The following is a 21481-nucleotide window of genomic DNA, read 5'->3' on the forward strand; positions in this document are numbered from 1 at the left end:
TGTGATAGCAGAAATTCAAATTTTTTTTGTTTCAATTTATTGATGTAACTTATTGTGTTTATTTATTAAGCCTTTAGCTAAGTTTCACTCATAATCAATATTTATGTCTACGCCAGAAGTATTTTCAATTGCAAATATGGTAGCCATGCCAATGTGGCTACTCATGATCGTTTTACCAAAATGGAAAATCACACGTGTTTTAATCGATTATAAAGTTATACCCTTAGTTCTATCTATCATCTACGCAATCTACATAATTACCTCAATGTTAAGTGGACCTCCAATGGATTTTGGTAGTTTAGAATCAGTTATGCATTTATTCACTTTTGAAAATGCTGTTTTGGCAGGTTGGGTACATTATTTAGCTTTTGATCTTGTGGTTGGTATGTGGATGCTCGATGAAAATAAAGACTTAAAGATCTATCCTTTAATAATGGCACCTTGTCTTATAGGTACATTTATGTTAGGACCAATTGGTTTTGCACTTTTTATGATAATTAGAGCCATTAAAAAACGTAACCAGTGAAATATTTAAGCTCTATTTTTGGTATAGTAAAAAAAGAAAGTCCAATACTATATTATATTGTATTAATACTTTTTGCTGGTGCTATGCTATGTATTCCTGCTTTGTTTATTGACAGTAGGCAAATCATGGGAATCAATGCTTGGATAAAACCTTTTAAATTCTTTATATCTACGGGTATATATACCCTCACTGTTGGATATCTAATTACCTTCTATCCATTCTCTAAATTAAAAAAGCACATTATTAGAAACTTAGTGTCTTGGACAATGTTTTTAGAAATGGTCATAGTAACATTTCAAGCAGGTAGAGGTGTACAGTCGCATTATAATATGTCTACCGTTTTTGATGGTGTTTTATTTGGTGTGATGGGCATTTTAATTGGAATAAATGTAGTCATTATGGTATTTTTTGCCTTCGAAACTATTAGACTTAAATTAAAACTATCAAAGGCTATTCAGTACGCTATATTTTTAGGTTGGCTAATTACAATATTTGGAAGTTGGGTAGGAGGACAAATGATTGGTCAAATGGCACATAATGTTGGTATAGCTGATGGAGGAGAAGGCATTCCTTTATTAAATTGGAGTACAATAGCTGGCGATTTAAGAGTGGCACATTTCTTTGGTCTTCACAGTATTCAAATTGTGCCCTTGTTTGCATGGATACTTCAAAAAAAATGGACTATAAAAACTAACACTCTCATTTTAGTAGTTACTGGTTTTGCTCTAGTTTTTGCTTCATTTATTTTTTACACCTTTTATCAAGCTAGTGAAGGATTACCGTTTATAAAGCTATAACCACTGATATTAATCATTGTGTAGTTCAAAAAACAAATTAGCTTTTGTTTCAATAATTTGATTCTATGTTAAAAGCAGGAATACTAATAATTGTAGTTTTTATGACCATTCAATCAAGTGGACAGACTGATTTTGCTTATCTGCGTAAAGATATGGTAACCACTCAGCTAAAAGGCAGAGACATTACTGATAGTAATACTTTAAGAGCAATGGGAACGGTAAAGCGTCATGAGTTTGTTCCAAAACGCGTGCAACATTTAGCTTATACCGATGGTCCATTATCCATTGGGCACGCACAAACAATTTCGCAACCTTATATCGTTGCCTATATGACGCAACAATTAAAACCTAAACCCCATCATCGAGTATTAGAAATTGGAACAGGTTCTGGCTATCAGGCTGCAGTATTGGCAGAAATTGTAGATACAGTCTATACCATAGAAATTGTTGAACCTCTCGGAATTAAGGCTAAAGAATGCTTAGACCGTTTAGGTTATGATAATATTATAACAAAAATTGGTGACGGTTACCAAGGTTGGTTAGAGCATGCACCTTTTGACGCGATTATAGTTACTGCAGGTATTAAAAACGTACCTCCAGCTCTATTAGATCAGTTGGCTGAAGGAGGACGGCTAATTATTCCTTTAGGTACAACATTTAATATGCATCTAATGCTGTACACTAAAAAGAATGGCAAAATAAAACAGAAAGAACGATTAGCAGTTTCCTTCGTTCCGTTTATTAGAGGATAATAATCTGGAATTGAGTTTTAAAAACTACAATAGCAATACTATTTTTTAATTAAGGTCTTGACTGCTTCTTGTCCATTAAAACCTTGAACTTTTAACAAATACATACCGGCAGGCAATTTAGAAACATCGATTGTTAAATTTGTTAAATATTTTGATTCAATTTCTCGAACAACTTTACCTGTAAAATCATAAATAAGAACGCGATCTATCTCATCAATTTCAATATTTTTGATAGAAATTCTTCGATCTGATGGATTAGGAGACAATGCAAGATTCAATCTATTTTCATATTCGTTTATATTTAATAAACCTTCACTATAGTTTATGACACCATTAAAAATACGGCCATTAAAAACCAAACCACCAAATCCACCAATTGAACCTGATCCCAACAAAAATTGAATATTACTATCTTCTGAAAATACATTGCCAACGTCACTACTGGCTGCATTTGTATACCTTAGATTACTACCATCATTAAATGTAATCCAAAACGCTCCTGTCGTACCTGCAGGGATTTCTTGGTTTAAATCTAAATTTAAAGGTGTTTCAACATTATCACCACTTGAAGATATATTAGTTATTGTAGTTAATAACGTCCATGCATTCGGATCTGAAGTAAACCCTACAAAAGTACCTTCTTTATAGTATATTTCCATGGTTCCTGAAGTAACTTGACTAGCTACACTAACACCGAAAGATTCAATAGTAACATCATTAAGGGCTACAATATCAAATATAGCACCATTTCCTGAATTACCACCAGTAAATGTGGTTTCAAGTGAATTTTGAGAAAATGTGATTAAACACGTCAAAAAGAATAGTAATGAAGAAGGTAATTTAATTTTCATAGTTTTCGTTTGTTAACTTTTGTGTGAATTAATAAAATACATTTTTATTTTTTTTATTTATTCGGTCAAATGCATTTTTTTTCTATAATCTAAACGCTATAATTATAGTTTGACAAATACATTTCGTTATATGATTGATCAATCAATACTTTAATTGTTTTTTGCTTTATGGTCATAATTCATTAACTTCATACAAATTAGAGATTATGGTAATAATGGTTATTGAGATAAGTGACTTTATGTCTAGAGTTGAGGCATCTCAGTATACCATATTCACTCAGAAATTTCATTCTAGTGTATCTAAAACACTTTCAAAATATAATGCTGTAATAAAGAAAAAAGATAATAATAATTACATCACCACATTTACGTCCGTAACTGATGCTATACAATGCGCATTAGATGTTCAATATAAATTTAAGTATGTTACTCCAAAGCATAAGTCATTTAGTAGAAAACTGAATATTGCCATTGTTCATGCCAGTAATTATAATGACAACAGTGTGAAGAATTGTATTAGATTTTGTGAAAATGTAAAAGATCAATTGGTCATTACATCAAAAATTAAAGAACAATATGAAAGTGTTAATGCGCATGCCGAAATAGATAAAACTTTAATTAGAACCTTAAAGCAAAATGAAGAAACCTTTTTAACCCAGTTTATGGACTATTTAGAGTCCAATTGGCAGAATGATCGACTAAATATTAGTAAAATAACAAAGGCCTTGAAACTTACTTATGCCCAATTATATTGGAGGCTGAACAAACTTACGGGATCTACACCACAACGTTTCATCAAAGATTATAGGTTACACAAGGCTATGTTATTGCTTCATAAGCATCATGGTAATATCGCCCAAGTGGCAAAGCAAACTGGCTTTAAAAGTACTACCCATTTTTCAGATAGCTTTTTGAAAACCTATGGTATTAGACCTTCAAAATATGTGCAACAGCATTAAATCTTTATTTTTGCAAAAACGTATTTGAATTGGATTCACTGACCCAAATAGTTCTTGGTGCTTCTGTAGGTGAAACAACCTTGGGAAAAAAAGTAGGTAATAAAGCACTGCTATATGGTGCTATTGCAGGAACTATTCCAGATTTAGATGTTTTTATTGGAAAACTAACTGATACCATCACCGCTACGGAATGGCATCGTGGTTTTAGTCATTCGATAGTATTTAGTATAATTATGGCGCCTTTACTGGGCTATCTAATTAATAAATTTGAACGAAAATTAAATCTGGGTTGGAAACCTTGGGCCATGCTCTTTTTTTGGGGACTATTTACTCATCCCTTACTTGATGCATTTACAACTTGGGGAACGCAACTATTTTGGCCGTTTGATTGGCGCGTAGCTCTAAATTCTATATTTGTCGTCGATCCACTATATACTTTACCCTTTCTCATTTGTGTTATTCTTGTATTATTTTATAGTCGTAGTTCTAAAAAAAGACAACGGATTAACCAAATTGGTCTTACCATATCAACTAGTTATTTATTGTTAACCCTTATTTTAAAATCCTATGCTACAACGAAATTTGAACAAGCCTTAAAAGCTCAAAATATTAGTTACAATGAAATAAGTACACGGCCATCGCCTTTAAATACAATATTGTGGAATGCCAATATAGATGCAAAGGACAATTATTTAATTGCTGATTTTTCATTTTTTGATACCCAGCCTATTACTTTTAGGTCTTTCCCAAAGAACAGGGAGAAATCAAAAGAGTTACTTTCAAAAACTAACGTGCAGCGCCTTATAACTATTAGTGAAGGCTGGTATATTTTAGAACAAAAAGACAATAATTGGTTTTTTAATGATTTACGATTTGGTCTTATACCGAGAAAGAATAAAATTCCAATGTTTGTTTTTTCCTATCTTCTTGAAGATAATGATGGTGTAATAATTGCCACCGAGGTTGCAAAAACTCGTAGTGATGCTAAATTCTTATTATCTAGTCTATGGGTGCGTTTTAAAGGTAACTAGATTTTGTAAACGAATTTAATTAATAAAATGGAACAAAGTTTTTTACGATCATGCAAACGAGAACTTATTAATGGGTATGCCAAAAATAGACATCCGTTTCGGTATTTTAGTTTAGCCACTACAAACAATGGAATATCCAGACAGCGAACCGTAGTACTTAGAAAATTGCTTGATGATTTTACTTTTGTCTTCTTCACCGATTCAAGATCACAAAAGGTTATAGATATTAAAAACAATAAGAGTGTTAGTGCGCTTTTTTATCATCCCAAGAAATTACTTCAAATCAGAGTAGAAGGTGAGGCCAAAATTATTTCAGATGAATCAACTTTAAACAACTACTGGGAAAATATCAATGATAATTCAAAAAAAGATTACACCACGTATTTAAAACCAGGTAGTATTATTAAAAATCCAGATAATGTATCTTATAATTTAGAAGCACATAACTTTTGTGTAATTCATATTGTGCCTCATACTATTGAGTATCTTCAACTAAAACGACCTAATCATTTACGTATTCTGTTTTCTGGGAAAGGTACAGACTGGAAAGGTCAGTTCATCGTTCCTTGATACTATTAGTATAACACTGATTTTTGTCATAAAAATCCTAAAGTTTTAATACTACTTTTAAGTCACTAATACTTTATAAGATGACGACAACTGCACAATACCTCAAACAATCAATTTTATGTGTATTACTAATACTTTTTGTATTTAGTATTAACGCCCAAGAACAAAAAGAAAATGTCAACAAACCAGAAACTGAACTGCATCCTGAGATTTTTTGGGATGTTAAAGCCTATAGACCTGAAGCGGAATTGCTAAAGGTGAAAGCCATTGATAAAGATGGCAATATGCACGATGTAAAGGCCATTCAATACTCTGAAGACACAAGTCTATTAGATGTAAAATTAATAATGAATGGACAGCGCCTTCCAATTAAATTAGTTGATATGAAAGGAGAGGCATTTCATCCCTTAAAAGGTATAGATAAAGATGGTAACCTTATTGATATCAAGGCTATTACTGAGGAAGGGGAAATACTAGATGTTAAAGGTGTAAGTAGATCAGGAAACATTGTTCACATTAGGGCTATAGCAGATTATGGGCTGTTTTATAATATTATATCTATCTCTCCTGAAGGTAGGGTTAATAATGTAAAAGGGTTAAAAATGCTCAGTACTAAAATAGAGGGTGTTATTAATGGTGTTCCAATTTTTGCACATGTTAAGTCTATGCAACAAGATTAAAATGATAAGGGCTTACTTGACTAAGTTTATGATAATTTGTAACTTTATAATAGCTCCTATATATATTGACCTAGGTTTAATTTAAATAGTTTCTCGTATGACAAATGAAGTATTAATTACGGTAATTGCAGGTTTAGTATGTGTCTTATTTGCATTTATTTATCAAAAAAATAGAAATTTTAGAATTATTATAGCAAGTATTGGCGCACTGCTATTGATGTATGGCGGATACACATATGGTACTATTCAACCCATACCGTATATGGAAACCTTTAATACAGGTAATAAATTAATGGTACAATACCCTGTAGATCGCGTACAGGTCATTTCGCCAATAGATAAGGATACCGTTAAATGCCGAATTTTAACAATGGGAGTTTATCCAGAATCTCATACAGACGATATTTGGGTACTACTTAAACCTACAGATGATAAATATTATCCACAAAGTGATTATACAAATACCTCTTATAAACTTAATGGCGAATGGCAAGTTGTGACAAGGTTTGGTGGCGATGCTGGCGAGAAATACGAGTTAGTTGTTGTTGAGACGGATTCGGTCGCTTCTAAGTTTTTCAGTGATACTATTGCCAAATGGAAAGAGGCAGATGATTATGAAGGCTTGCAAGTTTCTGAAATACCAGACAGTGCAGTTGAGTTAGAACGTATATCAGTAACATTACAAGATAATTGTAGAGGTACACATTAGTAGAAAAACACATAACTTATACACCCAACAATATTTTGACATATTGTTGGGTTTTTGATGCGATGTTATACTCAATTTATTAAGTGAAACTGACGTTAATCAAATATTCCTATATTTATAGAACTTGATTATGAGACTTAAATCATTTTTAGTTCTATTAATAGCAATATCATCCCTATCCTGTGAAAGTGGCAAGAGCAACAACACAGGAGAAGGAGATGTATTTGTTAATCCTATTGTCGCAAATTCTTCAGATCGTGATTTAGATGCTATAAAGGAAGAAGGTGTCTTAAGAGCATTAGTGGTCTATAGTAATACTAGCTATTTTCTTTATAGAGGGCAAGCTATGGGTTTTGAATACGAACTGCTTACACGACTTGCAGATCATCTTAACCTCAAATTAGAAATTGTTGTTTCTAATAATTTAGATAATCAGTTTGAAGTTTTAAATAGAGGTGATGTAGATATAATTGCACACGGTATGACCATTACCAATCAACGCAAATGGGAAGTCGATTTCACTGAATACCTTTATTTAACAAGACAAGTATTAGTTCAGAAAAAACCAGACAATTACCGCAAATTATCTTATAAATCATTAAAAAAACAATTGGTAAAAAATCCAATAGAACTCATTAATGATACCGTATCCGTTAGAAAAAATTCTGCATATTATGAACGCCTTTTGAGTTTAGCCAATGAAATTGGAGGGAACATCATTATAGATACATTAGAAAGTACACTTTCTACAGGAGAGATTATTGATATGGTAGTTGACGGAAAGATTAAATATACTATAGCAGATGAAAACCTCGCCAAGATTAACGCCTCCTATAGTCCTATTTTAGACATAGACGTTCCAATTTCTCTTTCGCAACGAATTGCTTGGGTTACACGGAAAAAATCTAAAAAATTAAGGACAGAAGTAGATAAATGGATATTATCACAACGTAAGAAGAAAAGCTATAATATCATTTATAATAAATACTTTAAAAACAAACGTTCGTTTAAACGTCGTTTAAAGAGTAACTATTATAGCTTAAATAATAATCAGATAAGCAGATACGACAACCTTATTAAAACATATGCTAATAAATTGGGTTGGGATTGGCGTTTATTGGCATCTCAAGTATATCAAGAATCACATTTTGATCCTGGGGCAAATTCTTGGGCAGGAGCAGAGGGCTTAATGCAGGTAATGCCTGCTACAGCTGAAGCATTAGGTATTGAAGATGTATCGGATCCAGAACAAAGCATTAGAGGAGGTACTACATATTTAAAACAAATTTATAAACGCTTCGATCAGATACCAGATTCTCTAAATCGAATTAAATTCACAATGGCTTCTTATAATTGTGGCTATGGACATGTTTTGGATGCACAGCGATTGGCCGAAGCTAATGGACTTGATCCGACGCTCTGGGAAGATAATGTTGAAGATGCGCTATTGGATCTAAGATTACCAAAAAATTACAACAAGCCAATTATTAAATATGGTTATGTACGCGGCTCAGAACCAGTAAACTACATTGAGCAAATTTTTGAGCGTTATTATCAATATACCCAATTAATTAAACCGGAATAAACAAAATTAGTAAAGAGTTTTTCCTACACTCAATCTAATATTTTCTTATTTTTACAATGTCAAAATGAGTTAGGGTGATTTTGACAAACCAAACTAATCTAATAGTTAGGTATGGCCCTTATATTAGTAACTCTTTAAAGGCACCAGTAATGGTGCTTTTTTTAGTACTTAGTACTAATAATTAGTATATTTATTACTTAAGCAATTAGAGCTTATTTTTCTAACCAAAAACTATAAAAAATGATAAAGAAAATCATTTACTTCACTACAATAACACTATTAGTTTTCTCATGTAATACTGAGAAAACCCAGAATGAAATGGCAATTTCTGAAACTGCCAAAACCCAAGATATAACTACTTTTTTGGGTAAAGATTTAACGATATATACTACCGCTAAGGATACAGACATGCGATTGTCTCTAGATTCACAAAAACAGTTTTCTGAAGCAAAGCAACCATTAGAAACCGAAATTGCAGTTTTCGTAAATCCTGAAAAACAATTTCAAGAGTTTTTGGGAATAGGTGGTGCCATTACAGATGCGGCAGCTGAGGTATTTTCAAAATTAAGTGCAGACAAGCAAGAAGAATTGCTTAATGCCTATTATTCTGATGAAGGTATAAACTACAATATCATAAGAACGAGTATTCATAGTAGCGATTTTGGACTCGGAAGTCATACCTATATAGAAGAAGGTGATAAGGCACTTAAAACGTTTTCTATTGAGATGGACAAGGTAAAGCGCATTCCTATGATAAAACGTGCGCAAGCTCTTATTAATGATGATTTGGTATTCTATGCAAGCCCATGGAGTCCACCAGCATTCATGAAAACCAACAAGCACATGCTACAAGGCGGTAAGTTGTTACCAGAGTATTACCAAACATGGGCAGATTATTTTGTGAAGTTTATCGAATCCTATGAGGCAGAAGGTATTCCAGTTTGGGGTGTGACTATTCAGAATGAGCCCATGGCAGTGCAACGTTGGGAATCTTGTATTTATACAGCTGAAGAAGAACGCGATTTTCTTAAAAACTATTTAGGTCCAACATTTGAATCTAATGGCTTTGAAGATAAAAACATAGTAGTTTGGGATCATAACAGGGACCTAATTTCTCATAGAGCCAATACTATTTTTGAAGACCCAGAAGCTTTCAAGTATGCTTGGGGAATTGGTTTTCACTGGTATGAAACATGGACAGGTGGTGACCCAAAATATGATAATTTAAAAAACATTAAAGAATCCTTTCCATCTAAAAACTTATTGTTTACAGAAGGTTGTCAAGAGAAATTCGACCCTACCCAATACCAACGTTGGTCTAATGCAGAACGCTATGGCAATTCTATGATTAACGATTTTAATAGCGGTACTGTGGGTTGGACCGACTGGAATATTCTATTAAATGAAAACGGTGGGCCAAACCACGTGCAGAATTTTTGTTTCGCACCAATTCATGCAGATACACAAAACAATGAACTTATTTATACACCAACATATTATTACATAGGTCATTTCTCAAAATTTGTAAAACCAAATGCCAAGCGTATTAGTACAACAGCGAGTAGAAGTACCATCGAGAGTTCATCATTCCAAAATCCTGATGGGCATATTGTAACTGTGGTAATGAACAAAACTGACGAGCCATTAGCCTATAAACTCGTTGTTGGAGAAAGTGAAGTGGTATTAGATATACCTGCACATGCCATGCAATCTATTTTGTATTAATACGATAAGTAAAAACATAAAACTATATGTCAATGCTATAAGTATTATAATCGAAACTCTATAGAACCGTAATACTGAAAATTAAACAGAACGTCTTATCCACTTGGTTAAGGCGTTTTTTATTTTCTGTTTTTAACTTGTTGTCGTTCCCATAGTGTAGGACTACCAAATAGAATATTCCATGTTTTTCTAGGGCGTTTCCAAATATCAACAAATAAATCTCCCCAAGCGTGAAATACCAAATACACTGGGTTAAAAGAATTTACAGGTTTTGTAATACCATAAATAGCTTGCTCATTTTCTGCTTTAAAAGAGCCAAACATACGATCCCAAATAATCAAGGTAGAACCAAAATTTTTATCAATGTAATCTTCATTCACAGCATGATGTACACGATGATGAGAAGGTGTTACGAATATGTACTCAATGGGTTTTGGCAATTTTCTTATTAATTCAGTATGAATCCAAAACTGATAAAGAATCTCTAGCTGATGTACTATAATAAAAACAATCGGATCAAAACTCAACATAATTACAGGTAAAAAGAAAACAAGTTTCAGATTCTGTACCCAAGACAATCTAAAAGAGGTTGAGAAGTTATAATATTCAGAACTGTGGTGCACTACATGGGTAGACCACCAAAAGCGCTGAAAATGAGATATTCTGTGCGACCAATACCGCACAAAATCAAGACATATAAAACAAAGTAAATAAGACCACCAAGTATGGGGTATACTCCATGGTGTTATATTATAGCAGATTACTACAATATAAAAAACGCCAACCTTGGTAAGCGCATTAACAAATAAATTACCGAATCCTATAGTCGCCGAGGCCAAGAAATCTTTACCGTGGTAGAGATTCTTGTTTTGCTTTGTTGATAAATAATATTCAATAGCCACAAGAAGAAACATCACAGGAGCCGCAATCCAAATAATAGTATTAAAATCTAATTGTAGTAGGGTGTCGAGAGTAAGTTTCTTGTTTTCGATGCTAGTTTGAATTTAAGGGTATTGATCTAATAATTGTGCATTAATGCAACAAATACTGCATCGCTGATATTCTTATAACGTAAAAACTGCAATTTACGTATTCATTATTAAAACAAACCGTGAATAAGAATGAATTATTGTTTTGTGTGAAGAAATAGTATAGTAACGATAGTAGAAGCTATTATTAATGCATTTGTCATTTCTAACACAATTTAAATGGGCGAAAACCTCAATGAACATAGAATCAAAAGAGTAATAAATTGGAAATAAAGTACTTAAAATGGTATTTATTCAATAAGTAGTCGCATCTTTGCAGTCTAATATTTAATAAAATACAATGAGCACAGGAACAGTAAAGTTCTTCAATGAATCTAAAGGATTCGGTTTTATCACAGAAGAAGGACAAGAAAAAGACCATTTTGTACACATCTCAGGATTGATTGATGAAGTTCGCGAAGGCGATAAAGTTGAGTTTGATTTACAAGAAGGTAAAAAAGGATTAAACGCAGTAAACGTAAAAGTTATTTAACCTATACATTTTCAAGTTTTTAAACCAAAGCCCATCCATAGTGATGGGCTTTTTTGTTTGGTATTTGTAATAGTTCCTAAACATGTTAAAATAGTATAGCAATGCGTTAAATATGTTGTTTTATTAGGGAGACATAATTTTTACCTTGAAACCAGACAATTGAATGAAACATAAAGTAATTGATTTTTAAAAATCATTAAAAAGAAACATTCAGTACTCATCAAACTTAAAAGCTCTTGGTTCTCAAGAGCTTTTAAAGTTTTATTGGATTATAAGATAAAACAACAATTTATCCATATTAAACTACAGTTCAGTAATTCACTATTTATTTATAGTTCAATCTAAAATATAATTGTACCATCAATTTAAAAACGACTATAATTATAATACCTTAGATTAATGAAAACTAAAAAGGTTAAGGCAAGTAAGGGAAAGCAAATTTTTAGAGTACTATTACTTACTGGGACATTCATTTCGTTATGGTTTGTACCGTGGATTCTAGTTAAAGCATGGATACTACCTTTACCAGATACTGTACAAGAACAGGTTGATCAGACGTTGAGCCATGGCTTTGATGGCGTTATTGTATATGTTGATGAAGCTGACAAAACACCAACATGGTATACCGCTGGTTATCATAACAAAGAAGAGAAGATACCAGCCAAACCAAAGGCCTTATTCAAAATAGCAAGTATAAGCAAGCTTTATGTTGCAGTTGCTATCACCAAATTAGCACATAACAATCAATTGTCTTTAGATCAACCGCTCATTGATTATTTTCCAGAACTCACAGATAGAATTGAAAATGCAAAAGAAATTACCTTACGAATGATGGTGCAACACAGAAGTGGTATTCCTAATTTCACCGACAATCCTGATTTTTGGAAAAATCAACCCAACAAAGACATAGATGTGTTGGATTATGCACTTGATTTACCAGCAACGTTTGAGCCAAACGAAGATTATGGCTATTCTAATACAAATTATTTATTGCTTTCAAGAATCATAGAGCAAGTTACAGGTGGCAGTCGTCAAGACTATTTCAAAAAAGAAATTTTAATACCTCTTGGATTGAAAAACACATATGGATCTCTTGATGACGTTAATCTAGACGATGTTATGAGTGGTTATTATGTCGGGATTGATAAGGACTTCAAAAACGAGAATAATGGAATGATGATAGCTACAGCAGAAGATGTTGGCATCTTTCTAAGAGCTCTAAATGATGGTTCATTACTCAATGAAAAGGAGATGGAAATCTATTCATCTATTTATGAATTTAACCATGGAGGATTGGCACCAGGTTACCAATGTATGGCAGAATATCATAAAGATATTGATGCTGTTGTTATTCAATTTATGAATACTACTGATTTTAATGGTTACCAATGGAATCTGTTGGAAATTACTCATAGTCGAGTTGTTAAAATCTTACGTAAAGCCAAGGATCTTTAAACTAGTTATTAAAGATTGTAACAAGTTTAAATCCATCTCGTCGCATATAGTATAACCAACCAAATTATGTCAAATTCAATAGAAAGTAAAAAACAAACCTGGATAACAATCTTCATATTTCTCGGGCTTGTAATTGCTCTTACTTCACCATTTCATTATGCAATAGTAAATTTATATCCATCAAGAATTTATGTTGGAGCAATCATGTGGTGTCCTGCAATAGCGGCATTTATTACTTTAAAAATAAAAGGACGTAAAATTTCATCTTTACCTTGGAATTGGGGAAATTGGAAATATATCAGATGGTCTTATTTTGTTCCTGCCTTATATGGAGTAATCACTTATATATTAATCTGGATATTTGGATTCGGAAGCTTAGCTAATGAGGAAGCAATTATAGAATGGGGAAAAGAACTTGGTTTGTTTGGAATAGGAACTTTAAACCCGACAGCAATAACAATCATCGCTATTATTTTATTGGGCACTGTTGAAGTGATAAGAGCCTCTGCAACAACTTTAGGAGAAGAAATTGGATGGCGAGGATTTTTTATCTATGAATTGAGAAAGGTACTGTCTTTTACTGGAGTAGCAATTTTTAGTGGATTGATTTGGTCTTTTTGGCATTGGCCATTGTTAGTATACTATAGTAATAATGTGCTATTAGAATTTACAACTTTCACTATTGTAATTGTATCTATGTCATTTATTATGACTTATTACACGTTTAAATCCAAAAGCCTCTGGCCAGCTGTCATTTTTCATGCAGTAAGTAATGTATATATTCAAAAAATAATGCCTCCTCTAACAATTAAAGTGGAAGGAACAGAATATTGGCTCGGTGAAAACGGAATTATGTTTGCAATAGTAACATTTGTTTTTGGGTTATACTTTTGGAGAAAGGCAGTAAAGGAGAATTTATAGAAATAAAAACACCATCAATCAATCAATAAAACAGTATGACAGTATTAGTAGTAGGAGCAAGTGGAGAAACAGGTAGTAAATTAGTAGAGCAACTTCTAATAAAAAATCACAAAGTAAAAGTCATTGTACGATCACCAGAAAAGTTACCAGTATCATGGACAACAAATGCTGACTTACAGATTATTACTGCAAGTATATTAGATCTTAGTGATGAAGAAATGCGTGCCCTTGTTAAAGATTCTGGTGCTGTTGCGTCTTGTCTTGGACATAACATGACTTTTAAAGGTTTGTATGGTAAACCACGACGGCTAGTTACAGATGCGACGCAACGACTTTGTAATGCCATACAATCAAACAATAGTAATAGCAAAACAAAATTTGTTTTAATGAATACCACTTGGAATCGCAATCGTGATTTAAATGAACCTATTTCATTTGGTCAGAAATGCGTGATAGGACTGTTACGTTTGTTATTACCACCTCATGTAGATAATGAAAAAGCGGCGGATTATTTACGAACACAAATTGGTCAAAACAATAGTGCGGTTGATTGGGTTGCAGTAAGACCAGATGGTTTAATAAACGAAGACGAGGTCACCGAATATGAAATCCATCAATCACCAACCAGAAGTGCCATTTTTAACGATGGCAAAGTTAGTCGCATTAATGTAGCGCACTTTATGGCGAGTTTAATTAATGATGACAATTTATGGCGTAAATGGAAAGGACAAATGCCAGTAATCTATAGTAAATCCTATCAAGCTTAGTTTTTTGATGATAAACCAAAACCAATCAATCTATTGGTAATTTCCCAGATAGGATCTAAGACGGCCTGATTACTGAGCAATATTACCGTCACACCAGTTTCACTATACGATAGCAGTAAAGCACTTGTACCAGACTGACCTCCAATACGATGGTACACCAATCCGTATTTATTATGTTGCCATATATTCCATCCAATCCCTGCGTTTTCGTCCAAGACTTTCCCATTGTATAATGGTGTTTCTAACATCATTTTGTTACTTTCTTCTGACAAAAGAATATTTTTCTTCCAGGCATCTACAAATTTCAGAAGATCGGTTGTTGTAGAGACTAATCCTCCAGCAGGATAAATATTGCTCAAATCATTATTAACATCTGGTTTAATCTGGTCACCTTTCTTTGTATACAATTTTGCCAAATCAGTATTTGATTTTGTGCGGTTGTCCAAAAACGTAGAGGTCATTTCAGCAGGATCAAATATGAGTTCCTTCATGGCGTCATAGTAGCTTTTTTTGGTCACAGATTCCATTATAGCACCAAGTACAGTGTAACCATATGAGGTATACATATAACGTGTGCCAGGTTTAAATTTAAGCGTCCTGGATTCAAAAATTCTACAAGCATCACGTAGGTTGTCATACTTAACAAAAGAGCGGTTTTCCTTACCCTTATAATGTGCAATTCCAGAGGTATGGTTCAACAAATGAATAGTTTTAATTTCTCCTTTTTTACTTATTGGATAATCAGGTAGGTAAGTTTGAATAGGTGCTTGTAAATCTATACTTCCATTTTCTGAAAGCTTCAGAATTGCAGTGGCTGTAAGTACTTTGTTAATTGAGCCGATTCTAAAAAGTGTTTCTGGTTTGGCTTCAATTTTATTTTCAACATCAGCATAACCACTAGCTCCAGTCCAATACAATTCGCCATCAACCAAAATACCTGCTGAAATTCCTGGAATGTTATCCCTTAACACCACACTATCCAAATAAGCATTTATACTATCATTACTTTTTTGTGCATGACAATTTGAACCAATTGCAATAAGCAAGGCAAGGTAGAATGTTAGTTGTAATTTATTAAATATCATTTAATTGCCGTTATATTCACTAACAAGGTTATAGTATATTCTTTGTTCCTATAAGATAGGATTTTTTAGCACAAAAAATGAGAGCCCTTATAATTAAATTATAGAAGTCTTATTTTGTATCTCCTAAATCTAAGTCGAGTTCGTTAAAATTATGTGCGGCTTTAACTAAAAGGGTACTTCCTATGGCATCAAATAATTTATTGGTTTTCAGTACAAATTCAGCTTGCTTTTCAATATCATAGTCCGGTATACCTACAATAGTGAGATCTGTAGTTATTGATTCTTCTTCAATAATTTTATAAAAGGTCTTCTGTTCCACGGCATTATTAATAATTTTTATAGCGACCAGAACCCTTAAATCTTCAACTAGTTTTGAGATTTTTGATTGAATTACAGTTACATCAACATTATTATTATTTACAAAAAGTACTCTTACACTGGTGTTATTCCATTTTGGAGAGGCGATAATGAAACGTGCAATGTTTAGCATCATTTCTGCATTTTTACTATCGGTTTCACGCCACCAAAAATCCACTGTATTATAATTTCCAAATTTTGTTTTTATGTCAAAATCTAAATACAATAAATTATAATCGAGATGGAGTAGGGTTTGGGTCATATTAGAATACTCTTCAGAATTCTCTAATCCCTTTGGCCAACCCATCATAATGGTATTGGGCTCAACACCAGAAAACCCGAAGGTCGATGCTATACTGGTAATCCCACTATAAATATTGCTCACCTTTATTTGTCTTGCAAAAATCCCAAGCTCTTTAAACTTTTCATCTCTTACGATTTGATCAATTTTTTTTAAGGGTGGCTTGCTGTTATTCTTGTCTAAAATGAGTTTAAAATTAGTCACAATGCCTGTACGACCTGAAACGGTTTTACAGAGCTCTAAAAGATACGCTTGATGATCACTTTCACCACTAAATAAGATTATATTGGGATTCCAATTGGTATTTTCTTCAACTTGTGCATCAATTTTTTTCAGTCCTTTATTAACGACATTTTCCCATACACTTTTCCAAACGTCATTAGATTGTAATTTCACTTCTTTCCGCTGCAACCCAAAATACATGGCACTAATAACCGCTAAAGCCACCAGCATAGCAATCATATCCAACTTAAACATCACCACAAAACAAGCGATGAACCCAATTAGACCAACCCATCGCTTAACCTTAAACGTAGGTTGAAAATCAGGATTAGCCCAGCTTTCTAAAAAGAATGAAATATTTATAAACCCATAAGCCGTTAAATAAAACATGGAAACGACACGTGCAATTATACCAAGTTCACCAATAAGGATACCGCATTCTGCAATGATAAAAGCAAGAAATAGGGCGTTCACAGGTTCATTATTAGCACCTTTTCCTTTACTAAAAAAGGTAGGTGTGACCTTATCAATAGACATAGCCTGTAATATTCTAGGACCACCAAGAATACCGCCAATGGCAGAGGAGAGGGTTGCACCCCAAATACCAGCAACAACTGCAGGTGCAAAGAGTGCGATTTTCATTAAGATATTATAATCGGTTCTTAGGACTTCAGAATTAATGGTAAATGCCATAAAAACGGCAAGAATAATATAGACTACAAGACCAACACCAATAGCATAAAGCGTACCACTTGGAATCGATTGTTTTGGATCCTTAAGGTCACCACTCATGGCTATACCAGCCGTAAAACCTGTTACTGCCGGAAAAAATACAGCAAATACCACCTCTAAAGGCACGGCATTTTCTGATGGAATCAAATCTATTGTGGTTGGCGCAAATTCTGTTGAACCAAAAAATATGGAAACTATAGACACCAAAATTGCAGCAAGAATTATAAATTGGGTTTTAAGTGCCACTGAGGTGCTTATAAGCGCCAAAACAGTAAGTCCTAAAAGCGCAATAGTTCCTGTTAATCTGAGATCATTAATTTCAGTACCAAACCCTAGGTATGCATTAAAACTTTCGGCAAAACCTATTAAATATAATGCTATGGAGAATGCTGTACCAACGAATAAGGCTATACCAATAGAACCACCAATAGGTATGCCCATACTTCTTGAAAGCACATAATATATTCCACCAGCACCAATTTTTTTATCAGTAGCTACAGATGATACACTTAATCCTGTTGCAACAGATATGACATGCGCAATAACAATTATAATAATAGCACCAATTAAACCAGCATTACCCACAACCCAGCCCAATCGCATGTACATGATTACACCTAGTATGGTTAAAATAGAAGGTGTAAAGACACCAGCAAAGGTTCCGAATTTCTTTTTTTGTGGCATTTAAGCGATCGTCCTAGTTGAAGGACATTTAGTGCAACAATATAATTATTCTTTTTATTCTATCAAGGTTTTTGATCTAGGACAGGTTGTTATTCCTTATGGTATTACAAGATTAATTATGTCGCAAACGTCATGTTTAGAAGAGATATTTTTTAAAATATTTATAATTATGAGGCAAATTATTACATCTAGAATGACCAATATCATTTTATAAACTGCTGACAGCCAGTAATTTTAACCTTAATCTTAAAACTTTGCACAAATGAAGAATTTATCAACCTTAATTCTCGTCCTCTTTACTGTGCTATCGTACAGCCAGTCTGAGGCAAACAATGAAATTATTGTAAATAACACACAACCAGATGACTCTTATTATGCTGGAGGAACTATCATAGTAAATGCTACAATAAAAGGTGATTTGATTATGGCAGGAGGGAAGCTCATTGTCAATGACAGCATTTATGGTGACTTAACAAGTGCAGGAGGAGAACTTTCACTTGAAGGTAAGGTAATAGATGATGTTAGGGTTGCAGGCGGTAAAATTACCGTTGATTCTGAAATAGGCGACGACCTAGTTGTTTTTGGTGGCGAAGTTATTGTTACAGAAAATGCTAAAATACATGGCAATTTAAAAAGTAGCGCAGGCACATTACAAATGAATGGTGAAGTTATGGGTAATCTTGAAGCAAGTGGTGGAGATGTAACAATTAACGGAATTGTTCGTGGCACTTCCAAACTATTGGCTGATGATATTATATTAGGTAACGAAGCAAAATTCCATGGAAATGTAGAGTACTGGGAAAGTGATGGTGAAATCAACTTTAATAATGCTTTAGTAAATGCCGAAGCAAAATACAATGAAGACTTGGCAGACGAGCAAGCACAAATGTCCATAATTACCTATGGTACCAAGTCATTAAAATCATGGATATTCTATGTACTTTCAGCACTTTTTGGGATTCTGGTATTTCATACCCTTTTTAAACATGCCTTCTCCAATGCGGTTGAAGGATTGGAGAATAACCTCTTGAAAAGTTTTGGTTTTGGTTTAATATACTTGATAGGAATACCTTTTCTAATCCTCGTCACCTTCCTAATTCTCATAGGCCTTAAGCTTGGTCTATTTGCAGCCGCTGTTTTTGTATTCAGCCTGTTATTTGGTCATACCATAGCTTCCATTTTAGTAGCCTATTACTTAAGAGGTAAATACAACAAGAATTGGGGCTTCTGGCAAGTGACTTTCGTGGCCTTGGCACTTACAATCGTATTGCGTTTGTTAACCATGATTCCTTATTTAGGCATCTTAATATCTGTCGTGGTTCTTGCAGTTGCCTATGGTGCACTGACCTTGCAGATTTTCAGAGCCAAGAAAGAACGCTTAAGCAGTGAAGTAGTATAAATATCATCTCATCATAAATAGAAAGACATGAAAACAATAGAAGTAGTAAAAGAAAAGACCTCAAGCAAGATTCAACTTATAAACAAACGCGTCTTATTGGCAAAAAGACCAAAAGGTTTGCCAGATGAATCAACGTGGAAATTAGAGGAGCTACCTGTTCCTGAATTAAAAGTAGGCGAGGCCTTAATACAAACAGAATACATTTCTTTAGATCCTGCGATGCGTGGTTGGATCAGAGATGCAAAATCCTACTTACCACCAGTTCCACTGGGTGAACCAATGCGAGCTGCCATAGTAGGTAAAGTCATCAAGTCCAAGAACCCAAATATGAAGGTAGGCGAATATTATACAGGTTTAAGCAGTGCACAGCAATATGTAGTTACTGATGGTAATGGTCTATTCAAAATAGACCCTAATATGGCGCCACTGACAACCTATCTCAGTGTCATGGGTATGCCTGGGATAACAGCATATTTCGGATTACTTAGAATTGGGAAACCTAAAGCAGGAGAGACCGTACTGGTATCTGGTGCTGCAGGAGCCGTAGGTAGTGTAGTTGGCCAGATTGCTAAGATTAAGGGTTGCCACGTTATAGGTATTGCTGGTGGCAAGGAAAAATGCGATTACATTATAAACCAGCTCGGCTTTGATGGTGCTATAGACTACAAGAACGAGGACATCCTTGCACGTCTAGAGGAACTTTGCCCTAAGGGAATTGATGTGTACTATGACAATGTAGGTGGCGAAATTTTAGACCATGCCTTAACGCGTCTTAACAGGAATGCGAGAATTGTTATTTGTGGTGCTATTTCGCAGTACAACAAAAAACCAAAAGGACCAGACAACTATTATATGATATTGGCGGCCAGAGCCAAGATGGAAGGATTCGTTGTTATTGATTACTTTAGTGAAAGTGCAACGGCCAGACGAGATATGGGACAATGGATGATGGAGGGCAAATTACGCTCTAAGGAATATGTAGTAGAAGGTATAGAGAATTTCCATGAGGCCTTCTTAAGATTGTTCTCAGGCAAGAAATTAGGTAAACTGGTCTTAAAAGTAACATAGAAGAGCAACATGAAACTTGTAGAGGTCACACCAAAGAATGTATTGCAAGAAACCTTTTTTTGTATTAAGAACACTAAAATACAGGGGTTTAAGGATAAAGAGGCTTGGTTTAAAAAGCGTTATAAAGAAGGTCTAAGAATTAAAATTCTAAAGAATGAACATGATAAAATGCTGGGCTTTATAGAATATGTGCCAGCCAGTAAAGCTTGGCGACCTATTGATGCTGAAAATTATATGTTTATCCATTGTACCTATATCTATTCTAAAAAGGAACGACAGAAAGGCTATGGCGCCATGATGATAGAAGATGCCGAAAAAGATGCCAAAGCACAGGGTATGGATGGCATTTGTGTTATGACCAGCAAAGGTGGTTGGTTGGCAGATAAATCCTTGTTTGAAAAAAATGGGTTTAAGGAAATTGCAACCAAAGATCGCTTTGAGCTCTTAGCCAAAACCTGGACAAAAGGTGCCAAACCACCTCAGTTTTATGATTGGTCGCAACAGCAAAAAAAGTATAAGGGCTGGCATTTGGTCTATGCAGATCAATGTCCTTGGAATGAAAAGTCTGCATCAGCACTTCTTAATGTGGCCATGGATTATGGTATAGATTTAAAAGTTTCTAAAATAAACACCGTACAACAGGCTAAAAAGGCACCATCTGGTTTTGGTGTCTTTAACCTGTTGTATAATGGCAAACTGCTAGACGATCATTATCTCAGTGCTACCCGCTTTAAGAATATTTTGAGAGAAGAACTCAGCAGTAAATAGACATAATAATTAAAAT

General features: G+C 33.9%; 21 protein-coding genes. 17 read left to right on the forward strand and 4 right to left on the reverse strand.

Going from position 1 to position 21481, the window contains the following annotated elements; translation table 11 throughout:
• Window positions 1-103: 103 nt before the first annotated feature.
• The 3 genes from ACFWV9_RS10125 (at window position 104) to ACFWV9_RS10135 (ending at window position 2075) form a co-directional block, all read left to right on the forward strand.
• The gene (locus ACFWV9_RS10125) at window positions 104-526 is read left to right on the forward strand and encodes an ABA4-like family protein (protein ID WP_411895095.1); all 423 of its coding nucleotides are present in this window, start codon (window positions 104-106) and stop codon (window positions 524-526) included.
• Entirely contained in the window at window positions 523-1323 is an 801-nt protein-coding gene (locus tag ACFWV9_RS10130) for a hypothetical protein (RefSeq protein WP_411895096.1), read from the forward strand. Before ACFWV9_RS10125 ends, ACFWV9_RS10130 begins: the two co-directional genes overlap by 4 nt.
• A 65-nt stretch (window positions 1324-1388) precedes the next feature.
• The gene (locus ACFWV9_RS10135; RefSeq protein WP_411895097.1) at window positions 1389-2075 is read left to right on the forward strand and encodes a protein-L-isoaspartate(D-aspartate) O-methyltransferase; all 687 of its coding nucleotides are present in this window, start codon (window positions 1389-1391) and stop codon (window positions 2073-2075) included.
• Window positions 2076-2113: 38 nt separating this feature from the next.
• Here ACFWV9_RS10135 and ACFWV9_RS10140 read toward each other — a convergent pair whose 3' ends face one another.
• Window positions 2114-2926: a T9SS type A sorting domain-containing protein gene (locus ACFWV9_RS10140; protein ID WP_411895098.1), complete on the reverse strand. Its 813-nt coding sequence runs from the start codon at window positions 2924-2926 to the stop codon at window positions 2114-2116.
• 206 nt (window positions 2927-3132) lie between these two features.
• On the opposite strand from ACFWV9_RS10140, the gene ACFWV9_RS10145 reads away from it, so the two are divergent.
• The 7 genes from ACFWV9_RS10145 to ACFWV9_RS10175 all read left to right on the forward strand — a co-directional run bounded on the left by ACFWV9_RS10145 (window position 3133) and on the right by ACFWV9_RS10175 (window position 10185).
• Window positions 3133-3885 (forward strand): helix-turn-helix domain-containing protein, encoded by a 753-nt coding sequence (locus ACFWV9_RS10145; protein WP_411895099.1) that lies wholly within the window; start codon window positions 3133-3135, stop codon window positions 3883-3885.
• A 29-nt stretch (window positions 3886-3914) separates the two neighbouring features.
• The gene (locus ACFWV9_RS10150) at window positions 3915-4916 is read left to right on the forward strand and encodes a metal-dependent hydrolase (protein WP_411895100.1); all 1002 of its coding nucleotides are present in this window, start codon (window positions 3915-3917) and stop codon (window positions 4914-4916) included.
• A 27-nt stretch (window positions 4917-4943) separates the two neighbouring features.
• Window positions 4944-5486, forward strand: coding sequence for a pyridoxamine 5'-phosphate oxidase family protein (locus ACFWV9_RS10155; protein WP_411895101.1), 543 nt, complete (start codon window positions 4944-4946; stop codon window positions 5484-5486).
• Window positions 5487-5566: 80 nt separating this feature from the next.
• Entirely contained in the window at window positions 5567-6166 is a 600-nt protein-coding gene (locus ACFWV9_RS10160; RefSeq protein ID WP_411895102.1) for a hypothetical protein, read from the forward strand.
• Window positions 6167-6263: 97 nt separating this feature from the next.
• Window positions 6264-6875, forward strand: coding sequence for a hypothetical protein (locus ACFWV9_RS10165; protein WP_411895103.1), 612 nt, complete (start codon window positions 6264-6266; stop codon window positions 6873-6875).
• Between the two features lie 130 nt (window positions 6876-7005).
• Entirely contained in the window at window positions 7006-8460 is a 1455-nt protein-coding gene (locus ACFWV9_RS10170) for a transglycosylase SLT domain-containing protein (RefSeq protein ID WP_411895104.1), read from the forward strand.
• A gap of 240 nt (window positions 8461-8700) precedes the next feature.
• Window positions 8701-10185 carry a glycoside hydrolase family 30 protein gene (locus ACFWV9_RS10175; protein WP_411895105.1) on the forward strand — a complete coding sequence of 495 codons (1485 nt, stop codon included), beginning with the start codon at window positions 8701-8703 and terminating at the stop codon, window positions 10183-10185.
• A 119-nt stretch (window positions 10186-10304) separates the two neighbouring features.
• On the opposite strand, the gene ACFWV9_RS10180 is transcribed toward ACFWV9_RS10175, so the two are convergent.
• A complete protein-coding gene (locus ACFWV9_RS10180) occupies window positions 10305-11099 on the reverse strand; it encodes a sterol desaturase family protein (RefSeq protein ID WP_411895199.1) in 795 nt (264 codons plus the stop codon).
• Between the two features lie 415 nt (window positions 11100-11514).
• Between ACFWV9_RS10180 and ACFWV9_RS10185 the strand changes: the two genes are divergently transcribed.
• The 4 genes from ACFWV9_RS10185 to ACFWV9_RS10200 all read left to right on the forward strand — a co-directional run bounded on the left by ACFWV9_RS10185 (window position 11515) and on the right by ACFWV9_RS10200 (window position 14849).
• The gene (locus tag ACFWV9_RS10185) at window positions 11515-11706 is read left to right on the forward strand and encodes a cold-shock protein (RefSeq protein WP_411895106.1); all 192 of its coding nucleotides are present in this window, start codon (window positions 11515-11517) and stop codon (window positions 11704-11706) included.
• Window positions 11707-12105: 399 nt separating this feature from the next.
• A complete protein-coding gene (locus tag ACFWV9_RS10190; protein ID WP_411895107.1) occupies window positions 12106-13161 on the forward strand; it encodes a serine hydrolase domain-containing protein in 1056 nt (351 codons plus the stop codon).
• A gap of 66 nt (window positions 13162-13227) precedes the next feature.
• Window positions 13228-14082 carry a CPBP family intramembrane glutamic endopeptidase gene (locus ACFWV9_RS10195; protein ID WP_411895108.1) on the forward strand — a complete coding sequence of 285 codons (855 nt, stop codon included), beginning with the start codon at window positions 13228-13230 and terminating at the stop codon, window positions 14080-14082.
• A 35-nt stretch (window positions 14083-14117) separates the two neighbouring features.
• Window positions 14118-14849, forward strand: a complete 732-nt coding sequence (locus ACFWV9_RS10200) for an NAD(P)-dependent oxidoreductase (protein WP_411895109.1) — start codon at window positions 14118-14120, stop codon at window positions 14847-14849.
• On the opposite strand, the gene ACFWV9_RS10205 is transcribed toward ACFWV9_RS10200, so the two are convergent.
• Entirely contained in the window at window positions 14846-15934 is a 1089-nt protein-coding gene (locus ACFWV9_RS10205) for a serine hydrolase domain-containing protein (protein WP_411895110.1), read from the reverse strand. The genes ACFWV9_RS10200 and ACFWV9_RS10205 overlap by 4 nt on opposite strands.
• 109 nt (window positions 15935-16043) lie before the next feature.
• On the reverse strand, window positions 16044-18230 hold the full coding sequence (locus ACFWV9_RS10210; protein WP_411895111.1) for an amino acid permease: 2187 nt from the start codon (window positions 18228-18230) through the stop codon (window positions 16044-16046).
• A 262-nt stretch (window positions 18231-18492) separates the two neighbouring features.
• Between ACFWV9_RS10210 and ACFWV9_RS10215 the strand changes: the two genes are divergently transcribed.
• Genes ACFWV9_RS10215 through ACFWV9_RS10225 form a run of 3 tightly spaced genes read left to right on the forward strand, consistent with a single transcriptional unit; the run spans window position 18493 to window position 21465 of the window.
• Window positions 18493-19629 (forward strand): hypothetical protein, encoded by a 1137-nt coding sequence (locus ACFWV9_RS10215; RefSeq protein WP_411895112.1) that lies wholly within the window; start codon window positions 18493-18495, stop codon window positions 19627-19629.
• A 27-nt stretch (window positions 19630-19656) separates the two neighbouring features.
• Window positions 19657-20697, forward strand: a complete 1041-nt coding sequence (locus tag ACFWV9_RS10220; RefSeq protein ID WP_411895113.1) for an NADP-dependent oxidoreductase — start codon at window positions 19657-19659, stop codon at window positions 20695-20697.
• 9 nt (window positions 20698-20706) lie between these two features.
• Window positions 20707-21465 carry a GNAT family N-acetyltransferase gene (locus ACFWV9_RS10225; RefSeq protein ID WP_411895114.1) on the forward strand — a complete coding sequence of 253 codons (759 nt, stop codon included), beginning with the start codon at window positions 20707-20709 and terminating at the stop codon, window positions 21463-21465.
• Window positions 21466-21481: the final 16 nt, after the last annotated feature.

This window comes from Winogradskyella sp. A2, assembly GCF_046762865.1.
GTDB lineage: Bacteria > Bacteroidota > Bacteroidia > Flavobacteriales > Flavobacteriaceae > Winogradskyella.